This is a genomic window from Pseudomonas anuradhapurensis, from assembly GCF_014269225.2.
GTDB classification, from domain to species: Bacteria; Pseudomonadota; Gammaproteobacteria; order Pseudomonadales; family Pseudomonadaceae; genus Aquipseudomonas; species Aquipseudomonas anuradhapurensis.
Genome location: NZ_CP077097.1, coordinates 2,636,472 through 2,653,310, shown reverse-complemented (window position 1 = coordinate 2,653,310; position 16,839 = coordinate 2,636,472). Strand labels below are relative to the sequence as shown.

At 65.2% G+C, this 16,839-nt stretch carries 14 protein-coding genes; 4 read left to right on the top strand and 10 right to left on the bottom strand.

The window, feature by feature from the left end; genetic code table 11:
* Window positions 1–73 precede the first annotated feature (73 nt).
* On the top strand, window positions 74–1,024 hold the full coding sequence (locus HU763_RS12345; RefSeq protein WP_186685968.1) for a tyrosine-type recombinase/integrase: 951 nt from the start codon (window positions 74–76) through the stop codon (window positions 1,022–1,024).
* A 79-nt stretch (window positions 1,025–1,103) separates the two neighbouring features.
* On the opposite strand, the gene HU763_RS12340 is transcribed toward HU763_RS12345, so the two are convergent.
* A complete protein-coding gene (locus HU763_RS12340; RefSeq protein ID WP_186685970.1) occupies window positions 1,104–2,243 on the bottom strand; it encodes a glycerate kinase in 1,140 nt (379 codons plus the stop codon).
* Window positions 2,244–2,485: 242 nt separating this feature from the next.
* Window positions 2,486–3,583 (bottom strand): sugar diacid recognition domain-containing protein, encoded by a 1,098-nt coding sequence (locus HU763_RS12335; protein ID WP_170029946.1) that lies wholly within the window; start codon window positions 3,581–3,583, stop codon window positions 2,486–2,488.
* 163 nt (window positions 3,584–3,746) lie between these two features.
* Here HU763_RS12335 and HU763_RS12330 point away from each other — a divergent pair, with 163 nt between their 5' ends.
* The 3 genes from HU763_RS12330 to HU763_RS12320 all read left to right on the top strand — a co-directional run bounded on the left by HU763_RS12330 (window position 3,747) and on the right by HU763_RS12320 (window position 7,917).
* A complete protein-coding gene (locus tag HU763_RS12330; RefSeq protein WP_186685972.1) occupies window positions 3,747–5,075 on the top strand; it encodes an MFS transporter in 1,329 nt (442 codons plus the stop codon).
* A gap of 238 nt (window positions 5,076–5,313) precedes the next feature.
* Window positions 5,314–6,834: an FAD-dependent oxidoreductase gene (locus HU763_RS12325; RefSeq protein ID WP_186685974.1), complete on the top strand. Its 1,521-nt coding sequence runs from the start codon at window positions 5,314–5,316 to the stop codon at window positions 6,832–6,834.
* A 72-nt stretch (window positions 6,835–6,906) separates the two neighbouring features.
* Complete coding sequence (locus HU763_RS12320) at window positions 6,907–7,917, top strand: aldo/keto reductase (RefSeq protein ID WP_186685976.1); 1,011 nt, start codon at window positions 6,907–6,909, stop codon at window positions 7,915–7,917.
* Window positions 7,918–7,977: 60 nt separating this feature from the next.
* Here the strand turns inward: HU763_RS12320 and HU763_RS12315 are convergent, their stop codons facing one another.
* The 8 genes from HU763_RS12315 to benA form a co-directional block, all read right to left on the bottom strand.
* Window positions 7,978–9,054, bottom strand: coding sequence for a metal-dependent hydrolase (locus HU763_RS12315; protein ID WP_186685978.1), 1,077 nt, complete (start codon window positions 9,052–9,054; stop codon window positions 7,978–7,980).
* A 69-nt stretch (window positions 9,055–9,123) separates the two neighbouring features.
* Window positions 9,124–10,374, bottom strand: a complete 1,251-nt coding sequence (locus HU763_RS12310; RefSeq protein ID WP_186685979.1) for an OprD family porin — start codon at window positions 10,372–10,374, stop codon at window positions 9,124–9,126.
* Between the two features lie 268 nt (window positions 10,375–10,642).
* A complete protein-coding gene (catA, locus tag HU763_RS12305) occupies window positions 10,643–11,557 on the bottom strand; it encodes a catechol 1,2-dioxygenase (RefSeq protein ID WP_186685982.1) in 915 nt (304 codons plus the stop codon).
* A gap of 30 nt (window positions 11,558–11,587) precedes the next feature.
* Entirely contained in the window at window positions 11,588–12,916 is a 1,329-nt protein-coding gene (locus HU763_RS12300; RefSeq protein WP_186685984.1) for an MFS transporter, read from the bottom strand.
* Window positions 12,917–12,972: 56 nt separating this feature from the next.
* Complete coding sequence (locus HU763_RS12295) at window positions 12,973–13,734, bottom strand: 1,6-dihydroxycyclohexa-2,4-diene-1-carboxylate dehydrogenase (RefSeq protein ID WP_186685986.1); 762 nt, start codon at window positions 13,732–13,734, stop codon at window positions 12,973–12,975.
* Window positions 13,735–13,882: 148 nt separating this feature from the next.
* Complete coding sequence (benC, locus tag HU763_RS12290) at window positions 13,883–14,893, bottom strand: benzoate 1,2-dioxygenase electron transfer component BenC (protein WP_186685988.1); 1,011 nt, start codon at window positions 14,891–14,893, stop codon at window positions 13,883–13,885.
* A 72-nt stretch (window positions 14,894–14,965) separates the two neighbouring features.
* Window positions 14,966–15,451, bottom strand: coding sequence for a benzoate 1,2-dioxygenase small subunit (gene benB / locus HU763_RS12285; protein WP_186685990.1), 486 nt, complete (start codon window positions 15,449–15,451; stop codon window positions 14,966–14,968).
* Window positions 15,448–16,806 (bottom strand): benzoate 1,2-dioxygenase large subunit, encoded by a 1,359-nt coding sequence (benA, locus tag HU763_RS12280; RefSeq protein WP_186685992.1) that lies wholly within the window; start codon window positions 16,804–16,806, stop codon window positions 15,448–15,450. Before benA ends, benB begins: the two co-directional genes overlap by 4 nt.
* Between the last annotated feature and the right edge of the window lie 33 nt (window positions 16,807–16,839).

Genomic DNA, 16,839 nt, shown 5'->3' with positions numbered 1-16,839 from the left:
CGGGTGCCCACAGCGCAGGACAGCCAAACCATTTTCGGTTTATTGTGTGCTCATTGCCCATCGACACCGCACCATGACCGACATCGAGCGCTACCTGCGTGCCGCCACGCGTGACAACACCCGGCGCAGCTACCAGGCCGCCATCGCGCATTTCGAAACCCACTGGGGTGGCTTTCTCCCGGCCACGGCCGAGAGCATTGCCCGCTACCTGGCCGAGCATGCCGACCTGCATGCCGTCAGCACCTTGCGCCAGCGCCTGGCTGCGCTCAGCCAATGGCACGTTGCGCAAGGTTTCCCCGACCCGACCAAGGCACCGTTGGTGCGCCAGGTGCTGCGCGGTATCCGCACCTTGCACCCGACACCGCCGAAGCAGGCCGCGCCGTTGTTGCTGCAGCACCTGCAAAGCGCCGTAGCATGTTTCGAAGAAGAAGCCCGCCAGGCCCGGCAACGGCATGACCTGGCCGCCCTGCGCCGCGCCCGTCGCGATGCGGCCTTGCTGTTGCTGGGCTTCTGGCGCGGTTTTCGTGGCGATGAGCTGGCGCGGCTGCGTATCGAGCACATCCATGCCGAGGCCGGTGTCGGCATTACCCTGTTCCTCCCGCGCAGCAAGGGCGACCGCGAAGCGCTGGGGGTGCAGCACCGCACGCCGGCGCTGAAGGCGCTGTGCCCGGTCACGGCCTACCTGCAATGGCTGGAGGTGGCCGGCATCGCCCACGGGCCGGTGTTCCGCAAGCTGGACCGCTGGGGCAACCTGGGTGACGCCGCGCTCAACAGCAACAGCCTGGTCGGCCTGCTGCGGCGCATGCTGGCGCGCGCCGAGGTGCCGGCGGCGCTGTATACCGGCCACTCGCTGCGCCGTGGTTTCGCCACCTGGGCCACGGCCAACGGCTGGGAACTGAAATCGCTGATGAGCTACGTGGGCTGGAAGGACGCCAAATCCGCATTGCGCTACATCGACTCGGCGCAGCGCTTTGGCGAACTGGCCGTGCTACCGGCCAGCCAGGCGCAAGCGTTGATTCCCTGACGCCTCGCTGGCGGCTGGCCGTGCTGCCGAGCGTACGGGGCAGCGCTTTTCCTGCGCGAACGGGCAGCCGCAGCAGCGATCAGCTTCGCCTTGCGCTGTGCCACAAACGGCCAATGTCACAGGCCCGCGCGCGCAGCAGGCTGGCAGCATCGGCACAGGCCTGTTCCAGGCTCATCGGCCCGCTGGCCAAGGCAAAGGCCGCATCGACCCCATGGGCATACAGCTGCTGGTAGCCTTCACCCAGGGTCCCGGCCAGCACCACCACCGGCACGCCATGGCGCTTGGCCAGGCGCGCCACGCCCATGGGGGTCTTGCCGCGCAAGGTCTGCGCATCGAAACGCCCTTCGCCGGTTATCACCAGGTCGGCGCCCTGCACCAAGGCCTCCAGGCCGGCCAGTTCGGCCACCACTTCCACCCCGGGGCGGAACTGCGCGGCCATGAAGGCCCGGGCCGCGAAGCCCATGCCGCCGGCAGCGCCACAACCAGGGTAGTCGCGCACATCCTTGCCCAGCAGCTGCGCACAATGGTTGGCAAAATGCCCCAGGGCCTGGTCCAGCGCCTGTACCTGCTGCGCATTGGCACCCTTCTGCGGACCAAAGATCACCGACGCACCATTGCTACCACACAGCGGGTTGTCGACATCCGCGGCGACCTCGAACGCTACTTCGGCCAGGCGCGGGTCGAGGTCGCTGGCGTCGATGCGGGCCAGCCTGGCCAGGGCCAGGCCGCCCTCCTCCAGCGCTTGCCCGTCAGCGTCCAGCAGGCGCAGGCCGAGTGCCCGCAGCATGCCGCTGCCGGCATCGTTGGTGGCGCTACCACCGATTGCCAACACCACCCGCTGCGCGCCGGCGGCCAAGGCGGCAGCGATCAGCTCACCGGTCCCCCAGCTGCTGCTGCGACAGGCATCGCGCTGGCCGCTGGGCACCAGTTGCAGGCCACTGGCCTGGGCCATTTCGATGATTGCTGTGCGGCTCTGTGGCAACCAGCCCCAACCGGCTTCGACGCTTTGCCCCAGGGGACCACGCACGGTCTGCCGGCGCAGTTCGCCGTGGCTGGCGGCAAGAATCGCCTGCATGGTGCCCTCGCCGCCGTCAGCCATCGGGCATTCACGCAGTTCGGCGTCCGGCCAGGCCTCGCCCAGGCCCGCGGCGATGGCACGGGCGACAGCGGCAGCGTCGAGGCTGTCCTTGAACGAGTCGGGGGCGATGACGATCTTCATGGGGCTTCTCCTGTCCTGATCAGCGGCATGCTGACAGGTGGCTGCCACGCTGGCCTCGGTCGCTTGCACAAAATGCTCTGCGGGTTGTTTGGGCAAATGCCTTCGTGCGCCGGCGCAGGCCTTTTCTGGCGGCGCGATCGGGCCGCACGGCCCCGGCTCGATTGGCGGCAGTGACAAGGCCGGGGTTCCGCTCTGCGGCCCGATCGCGACGCCAGGCCGCGCCTACAACGATCGCATCACCGTCAGTCGGCGGGCAGTAACTGCAGCGCCAGGTACAAGCTGAGCATACCCTCCATGCGCAGCGGGTCCACTTCGCCCAGCTCGGCGATGCGCTCCAGGCGGTAGCGCAAGCTGTTGCGGTGGATACCCAGTGCATCGGCACAGGCCTGGCTCTGGCCATCATGGGCACACCAGGCACGCAGGGTGGCGAGCAGCTGGCCGTTGCTGTCCTTGGCGCGAATACGCTGCAACGGTTCCAGCAATTCATCCAGCGCATCATCGTTGCGGTGCCGCCATAGCAGGGCTGGCAGCCGGTAGCGCTGCAGGCTGAGCAGGCGCTCGTCAGGCACCACCTCGCGGCCATAGGCCAGCAAGTCACGTACCCGGCGGTAGCCCCGGCGCAGTTGTTCCAGGCTTTGCGCCGCACTGCCCAGGGCCAGGCGCGCGACCAGCCAGCCATGGCGTTCCAGACGTTCCAGCAGGCGCGGCGCGTCGAGTGCCAGCGCCGCGGGGCGGCACCACAACAAGGACTCGCGCGCGGGGCTTACGCACCAGCTGTCCGGATAACGGCTCGTCAACCATCCGGCCAACGCTTCGGCAGTTGCCCCCGAGGCCAGTTCGAACAGGCAGGGTACCCGCGGCAACTGCGGCTTGAGCCCCAGTTGCCGGGCTTCGTCGAGCAGCCGCGGCGAATCACCGCTGCCGCCCAGCAGCAACGCCAGCAGGTCATCACAGCGCTGCCGCCGCCATTGCTGGTCGGCCTGCAGATGGCGCTGGGCCAGGAGCATTTCGGCGGTCATGCGTACCAGCTCACCATAGGTACGCAGCTGCTGTGGGTCGCCGGTCAGGCCAAGCACGCCCATCAACCTGCCATCGAACATCAGCGGCAGGTTCACCCCCGGTTGCACGCCCTTCAGGCACTTGGCCGCGTCGCTGTCCAGTTCGACGATGCGGCCGTTGGCCAGCACCAGTTGCGCCCCCTCGTGGCGGGTGTTGATACGCTCCGGTTCGCCACTGCCCAGGATCAACCCCTGGCTGTCCATCACATTGACGTTGCACGGCAAGATGGCCATCGCCCGGTCAACGATATCCTGTGCCAGGTCATGGTCGAGTTCGAACATTCAACGGTCCTTGGGGTGGTAGGCTTTTGGGCTCGGGCACAGCCGCGCAGCGCCAGCGCTGTGCAAAAGCACAAAGACAGGCTCGCCGCCGTCCCCGAGACTCGTCAGGGCGAGCGCCGGAACAGGCGACGCGGCGACAACCATAACAACAGAGAACCCGATCATGGCATACAGCCCCGCCCCTGACCAAGGCACGGACACCAACCGCGACGCGCTGTACCGGCGCATCACCCTGCGGCTGATTCCGTTCATTTTCATCTGCTACCTGTTCAACTACCTGGACCGCGTCAACGTCGGCTTTGCCAAGCTGCAGATGCTCGACGCGCTGCAATTCAGCGAAACGGTGTACGGCCTTGGCGCCGGCATCTTCTTCATCGGCTACGTGCTCTGCGGCCTGCCGAGCAACCTGGCGCTCAACCGCTTCGGCCCACGGCGCTGGATCGCGCTGATGATGATCGCCTGGGGTAGCCTCTCCACCTGCCTGCTGTTCGTTACCACGCCTACCGAGTTCTACACGTTGCGCCTGCTGACCGGCGCCGCCGAAGCCGGCTTTTTCCCCGGCGTGGTGCTGTACCTCTCGCGCTGGTTCCCGGCCGCCCGGCGAGGCCGCATCATGGCCCTGTTCATGTCGGCGATCCCGGTATCGGGCCTGCTCGGCGGGCCGTTCTCCGGCTGGATCCTGGAGCACTTCGCGGCCGGTCAGCACGGCCTGGCCGGCTGGCAGTGGATGTTCCTGATCCAGGGCCTGCCAACCGTCGCCCTGGGGGTATTGGCGGTGTTCCTGCTCAGTGATGGCTACCAGAAAGCCAACTGGCTGAGCCCCGCACAGCGCCAACTGATTGCCGCCGACCTGGAGGCCGAGGCCGCCAGCAAGCCGAGTACCCGCGGCGACGGCGTGCTCGCCGTGCTCGGCAACCCGCTGGTCTGGACGTTCGGTTTCGTCTACTTCTGCATCCAGAGCGGCGTGTACGCAATCAACTTCTGGCTGCCGTCGATCATCAAGAACATGGGCTTCGACAACCCATTGCTGATTGGCTGGCTCAGCGCCATCCCGTATTTGCTGGCCGGTGTGTTCATGATCCTCTGCGGGCGCTCGGCCGACCTGCGCAACGAACGCCGCTGGCACCTGGTGGTACCGATGCTGATGGGCGCCATCGGCCTGCTGATCGCGGTGAATTTCGCCGGCAACCCGACCGTCGCCATCCTCGGTCTGTCGATCGCCACCATGGGCGCACTTACCGGCCTGCCGATGTTCTGGCCGATGCCGACCGCGCTGCTCAGCGCCAGCGCGGCAGTGGCCGGGCTGGCGATCATCAACTCGGTGGGCCAGATGGCCGGTTTCCTCAGCCCGTACCTGGTCGGCTTCATCAAGGACCAGACCGGCTCCACCGATGCTGCGCTGTATTCGCTGGCAGCGCTGATCGTGCTCGGTAGCCTGGTGGCCTTGCGAGTGACGCGTGCGGCTGCACTGGATACCGCACGGGCGAGTTGAACCCTTTCCTGGGTAAACCCGCTTCCGCGGGGTACTGCGCTGGCTTCGAATTGCCGCGGCTTCAGCCGCGGACACCGGCAGAGCCGGTGCCAGCCACCGCGTCGCCTGCTTCGCGGATAAATCCGCTCCGACATTCGAGCCGACGCTCACAGTGGCTTGCCCCTCCGATCGTCGGCTCGACGCATCGCCACCACCGTCCAGGCGTCAAATGATTCCAAAGGCCCCTTTGGAGAATTCCATGACCGAGCACGCCGTGGCCCGCCTGGCCGAGCTTGACCAACATCGCCCCCTGCGCGTCCAGGCCGGCAGCGAGGAACTCATCCTGATCCGTCAAGGCGACCAGGTGCATGCCTACCAGGGCAACTGTCCCCACGAAGGTGCTCCGCTCGACCAAGGCGTAGTCTGCGGCGGCCTGCTGGTCTGCCCATGGCACAAGGCCGCGTTCGCCGTCGACGAAGGCGCGGTGTGCGAGCCGCCGGCCCTGGCCGACCTGCGCCGCTACAAGGCCTGGGTCAAAGGCGACGAGGTCTGGGTCGATGATCAACCGCTGCCGGCCATCGATCCACCCAGGCACAGCGATGCCCGATGCTTCGTGGTGGTCGGCGCCGGTGCAGCCGGCAGTGCCGCAGTCGCCACGCTGCTGGCCCATGGTTTCGCCGGGCGCCTGATCTGGGTCGACCAGGAACGCCAGCCAGGCTATGACCGCACGGCGCTCAGCAAATTCGTCATCGCCGGACAGATGTCACCCGACGAAGTACCTGCCCTGCTCGACCCCAACGCCCTGCGCAAGGGCCAGTTGCAGCGCAGGCATGGCAAGGTCCGCACATTGAACAGCCAGAAGCGCCAGCTGACCCTGGCCGACGGCCAGCAGATCGACTACGACGCCTGCCTGCTGGCCACTGGTGGCAAGGCGCTGCGCCCCGAAATTCCGGGGGTCGAGCTGCCTGGGGTGTTCACCCTGCGTTCACGGGAGGATGCCGCGCAGTTGCTCGATGCTGCCGAACCCGGGCAGCCGGTGGTAATCGTCGGCGATGGCTTCATCGGCCTGGAAGCCGCCTCGGCCTTGCGCAAATACGGCGTGCAGGTGCACCTGGTCAGCCGCCATGAAGTGCCCTTGGCCCGCCAGTTGGGTGAGCGCATCGGCCGCACTATCCGTGCCCTGCATGAACGCAAAGGGGTGGTCTTCCATGGCCCCACCGAGGTCGAGCGCATCGACGGCAATGGCAAGGTCGAAGCCGTGCTGCTGGCGAACGGTGTACGGCTGCACACGCCCCTGGTCTTGCTCGGCACCGGGGTCAAGCCAGCCACCGGGTTCATTCAGGGCGTGCAGCTGAGGGAAGACAAATCGGTGCAGGTCGATGCCGAAATGCGTGCTGCAGATGGCCTGTGGGCCGCGGGCGATATCGCCACCTTCCCGCTCACCGGGCGCCCGGTGCGCATCGAGCATTGGCGCCTGGCCCAGCAACACGGGGTGATCGCCGCCGCGAACATGCTCGGCGAACAGCGCCGCTACGCCGACGTGCCGTTCTTCTGGACCTACCAGCACGGCCGCACCTACGAGGTACTGGGCCATGCGCAGGAATGGAACCATATCGAGTTCGTCGGCTCCCCGGAGCAAGGTGACTTCATCGCCTTGCAATGCCTGGACGAGCGGGTCGAGGCGGTAATCGCCAAGGGCTACTCGGATGCCATGGCGACACTGTCGCAACGCATGATGCGCCCGTTGAGCCTGCAGGAGGCACGGCTGCTGATCGGCTGAGGTGCGCCTTTCAATGCGCACCGGTTGTGTGTAAAACAGGCAGCTCAGCCGACTGCAAAAGGAACCACGCGCATGATTTATCGCCCCCTCGGCCACAGTGGCCTGCAGGTTTCCGCTCTGACCCTTGGCAGCATGATGTTCGGCGAACAGACCAGCACCGAAGACGCCCTGCGCATCATCGACAAGGCCTGGGACCAAGGTATCAACTTCATCGACACCGCCGATGTCTACAATGCCGGGCGCTCGGAAGAAATCGTCGGCGAGGCGGTGGCCCGCCATCGTCATGACTGGATCGTCGCCAGCAAGGTCGGCTTCGGCCCGGCAGACGGCTTGCCCAACCGCAGCGGGCTGTCGCGCAAGCATATCTTCAATGCCCTGCATGCCACCTTGACGCGCATGGACATGGACTACCTGGACATCTACTACCTGCACCGCGAAGATCACAAGGTGCCACTGGAAGAAAGCGTGCAGGCGATCGGCGACCTGCTGCGCCAGGGCAAGATCCGCTACTGGGGCGTATCCAACTTCCGCGGTTGGCGGATCGCCGAGGTATGCCACATTGCCGAACGCCTGGGCATTCCCAGGCCGGTGATCAGCCAACCGCTGTACAACATCGTCAACCGCCAGGCAGAAGCCGAGCAACTGACGGCTGCCGGTGCCCACGGCCTGGGTGTGGTGCCCTACAGCCCGCTGGCGCGCGGCGTGCTCAGCGGCAAGTATGCACCGGGTGCCACGCCGGACTCAGGTAGCCGGGCGGGGCGCCAGGACAAACGCATCATGGAGGTGGAGTGGCGCCAGGAGTCGCTGGCCATTGCCCGACAGATCCAGGCCTACGTGCAGGCCAAGGGCGTCGGCATGGTCGAGTTCGCGATCGCCTGGGTGCTGAACAACCAGCTGGTCAGCTCGGCGATTGTCGGCCCGCGCACCGAGGAGCAGTGGGCCACCTATGGTGGCGCACTGGCAGTGGAGATCACCGCCGAGGACGAGGCATTCATCGATTCGCTGGTGACGCCGGGGCATGCGTCGACGCCAGGCTTCAATGATGTGGCGCATTATGTGAGCGGGCGGCTCGCGCGCAGCTGACTGCCGTACTGTTCTGCCCCCTTCGCAAGTGAGCCCGCTCAGGCATCACCCATTGGCAGCTCAGCGTCCACGCTCAGCGGTGCTGACGCCCAGGTAACGGTCGGTCCACGCAGCCAGCGGTAACGGCGGCTGCTGGTCGACGATACGTCGCCAGATCAGCACCAGGTCACCGCCATGAAACATCGACCCAGGCCCGGCGCCCTGCCACATCGAGGGGACGTCGGCCCTCCAGCGCCCCTGGCCGTCGCGATGGGCCATGGTGAAACGGAACGTGTAGTTTCCCGGAATACCCATGCGCAGGTCGGTGACCACCAGCGCATCGTCGATCTGGTCATAGCGCAGCCAGTCATCGGTAAACCAGCGCAAGCGCGCGTGCAGTGGCTGGTCGGCAAGCACCTTGGCCAGTTCAAGGTTACGTGGCAAGCGCTGCATTTCTGGCGCTTGCCGGTCAAACCCGCTGCTGATGCCTTCGTAGTAATCGCCATCCGGGGTCTTGGCCAGCACCCGCCAGACCAGGCTGTTGAAGGCGATCGGCACGGCGCGTACTTCGCTGGCGACAAGGCCTTGCTGGTCGAGCGCCGCCTGGAAGCGCTGCTCGGCCGCCATGCGCCCGGCCAGGCCGAAACCCAGGTAGGCCGCGCCGAATAGCAGGGCCAGGGTCAGCAGCCGCGTGGCCTTGCGAGTCAGCCCTTGGCAGCTGGCGTAGATCACCGCCGCCAGCAGCGGCAGGGTGTAGACCGGGTCGATGATGAAGACCGCAGCCCAGCTCTGCGGGGTAGTCTGCAAAGGCCAGAACAACTGCGTGCCATACACCGTGAAGGCATCGAGCAATGGGTGGGTGACCAGTACCAGCCAGAACGCCAGGAACAGCCTGGGCAAGGTGTAGCCCTTGCCTGGCCAGCAGGTGTTGACCAGCCAGGCCAGCAGCCAGGCCAGCCCAGTCAGCACGAACAGCGAGTGGGAGAAGCCGCGGTGATAGGTCATCTGCGACACCGGATCGGCGTAGCGGATGATCACGTCCAGGTCGGGGAGCGTGGCCAGCGCCGCACCATACAGCAGCGAACGCCGCCCCTGGAGGCGGCCGAGCACGGTACCTTGCAAGGCGGCGCCGAGTACGGCTTGGGTAATGGAGTCCACGGATGGCATTCCTGAAAGGTAGGTTTGCAAAACCTACCCTCATCCAGCTGCGAGACGCAATTCCCGGATCTAGAACAATTGCCAGGTGTAAACCAGCGTCAGGCGATTCTCGTCGATATCGCTGCGGTAGTTCGACCGTGCCATGGCATTGCGCACCCGGATGCCCAGCCCCTTCAGCACCCCACTCTGTACCGCATAGCCGATGTCCAGGTCTCGCTCACGATCACGTCCTTCATATCCATGCCCGGTGTCGACGTTGTTACCGCTGATATAGCGCACGGTCGCAGTCAGCCCCGGCACACCCATGGCCGCAAAGTTGTAGTCATAGCGCACCTGGTAAGAGCGTTCGTCGGTGTAGGCGAACTCGTAGGTCGGCACCTCGTTACCCAGCGGCGAGATGTTGGCGAATACCCGTGGGAACGGGCTGTCACCATAGATACCCTGGTAGCCAGCATGAAAACTGTGCCCGCCATGGCGGGCCGTGAACAGCGAAAAGAACGCCTGGTTGTCGATATTGCCCAACAACGCATCGCCCTCCTCGCGGGCCGTGAAGTACCCCAGGTTGGCCGCGAGCACCCAGTCGCCCAGAGGTTTGCTGTGCTTGAAGCCGACAAAGCCCTGGGCGTAGATGTCCTCCAGCTGCCCGTACCAGAGGCTGACACTGCTCTGGTTGGCATTGAACGTATAATCCCCGCCCAGGTAGTTGAAGGCATCACTGGCAGCCTGGCGCATCGGCACATGGCCGAGCATGGCGTTCATCTTGCCGTCCCCGCCTTCGTTGCGCAGGTGGGTGCTGTTCAGGTGCCCGGCCTGCAGGGTCAGCCCGTCGATATCCGCCGAGCTCAGGCTGGCGCCCTGGTAGGTTGGGGGAAGCAGGCGGATGTCACTGAAGGTCAGCACGGGCAGGTTCGGTTGCAGTTCGCCGACGCGCAGTTCGGTTTTCGACACGCGAGCCTTGAAGGTCGGCGCCAGGCGGCTGTACTCGTCGGCGGCCCGGCCGTCGCCATGCACCGGCAACAGGCCGGTGTTGGTGCGCTCGGGGCTGCTGTCGAGCTTGATGCCCAGCAGGCCCAAGGCATCCACACCAAAGCCGACGGTGCCGGGCGTGTATCCCGACTTGAAGTCGAGGATGAAACCTTGCGCCCACTCTTCGGCCTTGGATTGCCGGTTGGCCCCGACAATGTCCGAGAAGTCGCGGCTGAAGTAGTAGTTTCGAGCACTCAGGCTGGCCTTCGCATCCTCGAAGAAACCGCCTTCAGCGGCCAGCAAGGGTTGGCTGAGCAACGTCAGGCCTAGGGCGACGCAAGGGGTGTGGTTCATTCCGAAGCTCTCTTGATCTTGTTTTTATGGATAAAGCGTTGGAAACACGGCGGTTCATGAGGATGCAGCAGGCGCCCCTGGCGCACAGCGAGCTGTCCTTGATCAGGGCTTTGATGAAGCGTCTCGCAAGGCAGCCAGCCTTGGTGGCCGGGCCTTGTCTTGTACTGGCAGCTTCGCGGGCTCGCCCGCTCCCACCGGACCCTGCAGGTTCGAGGCCGGTGCGGGACCTATGGAGCGAGCATGCCCGCGGAAATACCGACTCGGTCGATCAGGCCTGCTGCAAAGCCCGCGGCCGCGCACTACGCTGCTCGTCTGCACCGCCCTGGGCCTGCTGCAACTGGAAGTCGAACTTCAATTCGCCATGCCGCCCGGCCGGCCCTTCGACGAACACCACCTCCCCCACCAGCCCGTCCCGCGTGGCATAGGCAAAGTCGTCCCACAGGTATTGATCGCCGGCCAGGTTGATCTGCGTGGTCAGGTGCCGGTGCCCCGGCGCCGAAATGAAGAAGTGCACATGTGCCGGGCGCTGGCCATGGCGGCCCAGCAGGTCCAGGCATTCCTGGGTCGGCCCCTGCGGGTCGCAACCGTAGCCCGATGGCACGATGGAGCGCGCCCGGTAGCGCCCTTCGGCGTCGGTAACGATGCGCCGGCGCAGGTTGTACTCGGACTGGCTCTGGTCGAAGAACGAATAGGTGCCGCGAGTATTGGCATGCCAAAGGTCAACCGTGGCGCCTGGCAGCGGTCGGCCCTGCGGGTCGAGCACCTGGCCTTCCAGGAACAGCACCGTGGCCACGCCCTCCTCGCTGCCATCGTCCATGCGCACTTCACCTTCGGCGATCGGCGCGCCGGCGACATACAGCGGGCCTTCGATGGTGCGTGGAGTGCCGCCGACAAGGCCGGCCTGCTGGTCCTTGGCATCCTGCAGCAGGTCGAGGAAGTGCTCGATGCCCAGGCCGGCCACCAGCAGCCCGGCCTCGCCGCGCCCGCCCAGGCGGTTGAGGTAGTCGACGGCGTGCCAGAACTCGTCCTCGCTGATCTCCAGGTCTTCGATCAGCCGCGCGGTGTCTTGCAGTACGCGCTGCACAATACGCTTCAGGCGCGGGCTGCCAGCATCATTGCCCAGGCCAGCGGCCTCTTCGAAGAACTGCTGTACCTCGGCAGTGTGGGAAATTTTCACGGTCATGATGGTTTACCTCGTCTTGTTCTATTCGGGTCAAGCCTGCGCCGCAACGGCCTGGGCATGTCGCCGGCCGCTGGCCAGGTGCACGGCCATGGCCAGTGCAGCGATCGCACCCGGGATGGCGAAAGCGATGAAATTGAGTTGCAGGGGCAGGTTGATGCCCATCAGTGCACCGCCCAGCAGCGGGCCGACGATGGCGCCGTTGCGGCCGATGCCCGAGGCCCAGCCCAGCCCGGTGGAACGCACCGACAGCCCGTACATCTGCGCGGCACCGGCATACAGCAGGATCTGCGTGCCGATGGTGCTGGCGCCGGCGATGAAGATCAGCAGGTACAGCACCGGCATCGGGCTGTTGACGCCCAGCAGGCTGATCGACAACGCAGCCGCCAGGAAGAACGCCACCTTGACCTTGACCAGGTTGTAGCGATCGCCCAGCCAACCACCGAGAATCGCCCCGGCCATGCCGCCGAAGTTCAGTGCCAGCAGGAACGACAGGCTCGAGCCCAGGCTGTAGCCGGCACTGGCCATCAGCTTCGGCAACCAGGAACTGAGCGCGTAGACCATCAGCAGGCAGCAGAAGAACGCCAGCCACAGCGCCAGGGTGCGGATCGCGAGGCCGTTGCGGAACAGCTCCAGCACAGACGCGCCGTTGCCCTTGCGGTCGGCCGCCTGCAACAGGTCATCAGCCTGCACATCACAATCCGGATCCAGGCGCTTGAGCAGCTTGCGCGCTTCTTCGCTACGGCCGCGGCGCACCAGGAAGCCGATCGATTCGGGCAGGTAATGGAGAATCACCGGCAACAGCAGCAGTGGCACGGCAGCGGCAAAGAACATCGATTCCCAGCCGAAACGCGGCAGCATGAAGATACCGACGCCGGCCGAGAGCATGCCGCCCAGCGAATAGCCACTGAACATGATCGCCACCAGTGTGCTGCGCAGGCGCTTGGGTGCGTATTCGTTCATCAGCGCCACGGCGTTGGGCATCAGCCCGCCGCAACCCAGGCCGGCAATGAAGCGGTAAATGCCGAACTCGCTGGGGCTGCTGGCGAAGCCATTGAGGATGGTCGCCCCGGAGAACAGGGCAAAACAGATGGCAATCCCCTTCTTGCGCCCGATGCGGTCCGCCAGGCTGCCGAAGGCCAGGGCGCCGAACATCATGCCGAACAGCGCGTAGCTGCCCAGTGCGCCCGCCTGCAAAGGGGTCAGGCCCCACGCCTTCATGATCTCCGGTAGTACCACGCCGTAGATGAACAGGTCATATCCGTCGAAGATCAGCAGCAGGCCACACCAGGCCATGACCATCCAGTGGAAACGGGTAAAACGCGCATTGTCGATGATCGGGTGTATGTCCAGGTTTCGCATGGCAGCTATCACTCTTGTTTTTGTTGTGAAAGAAAGCTTTTTGCCTTGGGCACTGCTCAGCCGAGGTCGCCACCCCCAACCGGCAAGGTCACGCCGGTGATGTACGAGGCCTCGTCGGAAGCGAGGAACAGAATGGCGCCCACCTGCTCGTCGATGCTGCCGTAGCGGTGCATCAGGCTGCTGTCGAGGGTCTGGTCGACGATCTGCTGGTACCAGCGCTGTTCCTGTTCGGTCTGTTCGGCGCTGTTGCGCGGCACCCGCCGGGGTGGCGCTTCAGTGCCACCGGGGGCAGTGGCGTTGACCCGGATGCCGCGGCCGGCCGTTTCGAACGCCAGGCAGGCCGTGAGCGCGTTGACGCCGCCCTTGGCCGCCCCGTAAGGCACGCGGTTGATGCCGCGGGTGGCGATGGACGAGACATTGACGATGGCGCCGCTGCCGCGTTCGAGCATGTAAGGCAAGGCGGCGTGGCAGCACCACAGGGTGGGGAACAGCGAGCGGCGCACTTCGGCTTCGATCTGCTCCACCTGGTAATGCTCGAACGGTTTGGCCCAGATGGTGCCGCCGACGTTGTTGACCAGGATGTCGAGGCGGCCGAAGGTGGCTACCGCGCTGGCCATGACCCGCGCGCAGTCGGCATGCTGTTCGAGGTCGGCAGTGAGGGTGAGCATGCCCTCGCCGGCCAGTTCGTGGACCAGTTCGGAGCGGTCTACCGCGACCACTTGCGCGCCTTCGGCCTTGAGCCGCCAGCACACGCCACGGCCGATGCCCTGGGCGGCGCCGGTGACCAGGGCGACCTTGCCTTGGAATCTGTTGTTCATATCCATCTCTCCGGTTCGCCATGGCAGCTGTGGGGGCGGGCATGCCCGCGAACGCGTCCGGCCAGACAACGTCGTTGAACTCGCTGGCCTCTTCGCGGGCACGCCCGCTCCCACAGGGTTGGCGTATTGCTTGCGATGAAAGAAGCGGTCAGGCCGCTGCCGCGAATTTCTCGTAGTAGAAGTTCGCCGGGGTGATGCCCTGCTCACGCACGTACTGGCTCACCGCCTCGACCATCGGCGGCGGGCCGCACAGGTACAGGTCGACATCGCCATCGTTGAGGTGGCGCGGCTCGATGTGCTGGGTCACGTAGCCCTTGCGCGGGTATTGGCTGTCAGGGTTGGCCACGCAGGCGCTGAAGGTGAAGTTGGGGATGCGCGCCGCCAAGGCCTGCAGGCGGTCGAGCTCGACCAGGTCGAAGTCGTTGGTCACGCCGTAGATCAGGTGCAACGGGTGCTCGCTGCCCTGTTCGGCGATCTTCTCCAGCATTGCCGTGAACGGCGCCAGGCCGGTGCCACCGGCCAGCAACAGCAGCGGGCGCTGGATTGGTCGCAGGTAGAAGCTGCCCAGCGGCCCGGCCAGGGTCATGCTGTCGCCGGCCTTGGCCAGGTTGGTCAGGAAGCTGCTCATCAGCCCGCCCGGCACGTTGCGGATCAGGAAGCTGACTTCGCCGTCCTTCTGCAGCGAGCTGAACGAATAGGCGCGGCTCTGCTCGCTGCCCGGCACCTTGAGGTTGACGTATTGCCCGGGCAGGAACGCCAGGCGGCTGAGGGCCTCACCCTTGATCGACAGGGCTATGGTACTGGCCGACAGCTGGCGCACAGCGCTGATCGCGGCCTCGAAACAGGCCTGCTCGGTCTTGCACAGCTGTGACGAGGCCGGAATGCGGATCACGCAGTCACTTGTCGCGCGCATCTGGCAGGTCAGCACGTAGCCTTCGGCGACTTCGTCTTCGCTCAGGGCATCCTCGATGAAGTTGTCACCCAGCTCGTAACGGCCGGACTCGGCCTTGCACTTGCAGGTCCCGCAGGCGCCGTCGCGGCAGTCCAGCGGAATGTTGATGCCCTGGCGGTAGGCAGCATCGGCCACGGTTTCATGGCCGGTGGCTTCGATGAAGCGGGTTACCCCGTCTTCGAAATTCAGTGCGATCTGGTAGCTCATGTTGCACCTCGCGGGCGAGCCGGGCCACGGCGCATTGCAGGAAGCGCCGGGCAGCACTCGCAAAACCCTGGTTCAGATGTGGTAGATGTCGATGACCTGGCGCACGTAGTCGTTCTTCAGCACCACCTTCTTGGCCTTGATCAGCGGCTGCTCGCCGCGCAGGTCGAGGGTGTAGAAACTGCTGCCGAAGTAGCTGTCGGTGGTCTTGTAGCGGAAGCTCAGGGTGTGCCAGTTGAAGCGCACCTGGCACAGCCCGTCAGCCTGCCCGACGATCTCGATGTTGCTGATGTTGTGCGAGGTGCGGGTGTCGGGCACGGTCGCGCTGGAACGCTCGGTCTTGATCCGGAACACGCGGTCTTCCAGGCCGCCGCGGTTGCCATACCAGATCAACGAGATTTCGCTTTGCGGGTCCTCGGTCAGGGTGTCGTCATCGTCCCAGCTCGGCATCCAGAAAGTGGCATCGCTGGCATACAGTTCCAGCCACTGGTCCCATTGGGCGTCGTCCAGGTAGCGCACCTCGCGGTAGAGGAAGTCGCGCACGGTGTCATACAGGCTCATTGCACGGCCTCCACGGGAATCAGTTGCTGTTCGTCCTTCAGGGCCTGGATCATGGTGTCCTGCCAGTATTTGTGTTGCAGCACGAACAAGCCTTCGTCCTCGGTGCGCACGCCAGACAACAGCGGCTTGAGCGCAATCTCCCTGGCCGCCTCGTCGGCGCCTTGCACCCAGTGCGCAGCCCCGCGGGACATGTCGTTCCAGCCAATACCGCCGCCGTAGCCGGTCTGGCACGAGCGGAACTCTTCGAGGTCGTCCGGGGTGGCCATGCCGCTGACGTTGAAGAAATCTTCGTACTGGCGAATGCGCTTGGCGCGGGCATCGGCGCTCTCGCCTTTGGGCGCGATGCAATAGATGGTGATTTCGGTCTTGTTCACCGAAATCGGCCGGGCGATGCGGATCTGCGAGCTGAACTGGTCCATCAGGTACACATTCGGGTACAGGCACAGGTTGCGCGAGTTCTCGATCATCCAGTCGGCACGCGCTTGGCCGAAATCGGCCGCCAGCTGTTCACGGCGCTCGTAGGCCGGGCGGTCCTCCGGGTTGGCCCAGCGGGTCCACAGCAGCAGGTGGCCGTGGTCGAAGGAGTAGAAACCACCGCCCTGCTTGGCCCAGGCCCCGGCGCTCATGGTCTTGATCTCCTCGCCCGCCTCGCGCTGCTTGCGCTGGTTCTGGGTGGCGGCGTAGTTCCAGTGCACGGAACTGACGTGGTAACCGTCGGCGCCGTTTTCGGCAGTGAGCTTCCAGTTGCCTTCGTAGATATACGAACTGGCCCCACGCAACACTTCCAGGCCTTGTGGCGACTGGTCGACGATCATGTCGATGATTTTCGCCGACTCGCCCAGGTGTTCGACCAGCGGTTTGACGTCGGCCTTCAGGCTGCCGAACAGAAAGCCCCGGTACGACTCGAAGCGCGCCACCCTGGTCAGGTCGTGGGAGCCATCGCAGTTGAAGCTGGCGGGGTAGCCGGCATTGCCTGGGTCCTTCACTTTCAGCAGCTTGCCGCTGTTGTTGAACGTCCAGCCGTGGAACGGGCAGGTGTAGCTGGAGCGGTTGCCGCGCTTGTGCCGGCAGAGCATGGCGCCACGGTGGCTGCAGGCGTTGAGGAAGGCATTCAGCTCACCGTCCTTGTTGCGCGCGATGAAGATCGGCTGGCGCCCCATGGTCAGGGTGAGGAAGTCGTTGTTCTCGGGGATCTGGCTTTCGTGGGCCAGGTAGATCCAGTTGCCCTCGAAGATGTGTTTCATCTCCAGATCGAACAGGCGTGGGTCGGTGAACATCTCGCGCTTGCAGCGGTAGATGCCCTTTTCACGGTCGTCCTCGAGCAAGGCATTGAGGTAGTCGAATCCCAGGGACATGGCCAGGGTCTCCCTTGTTATTGTTTGGACCTG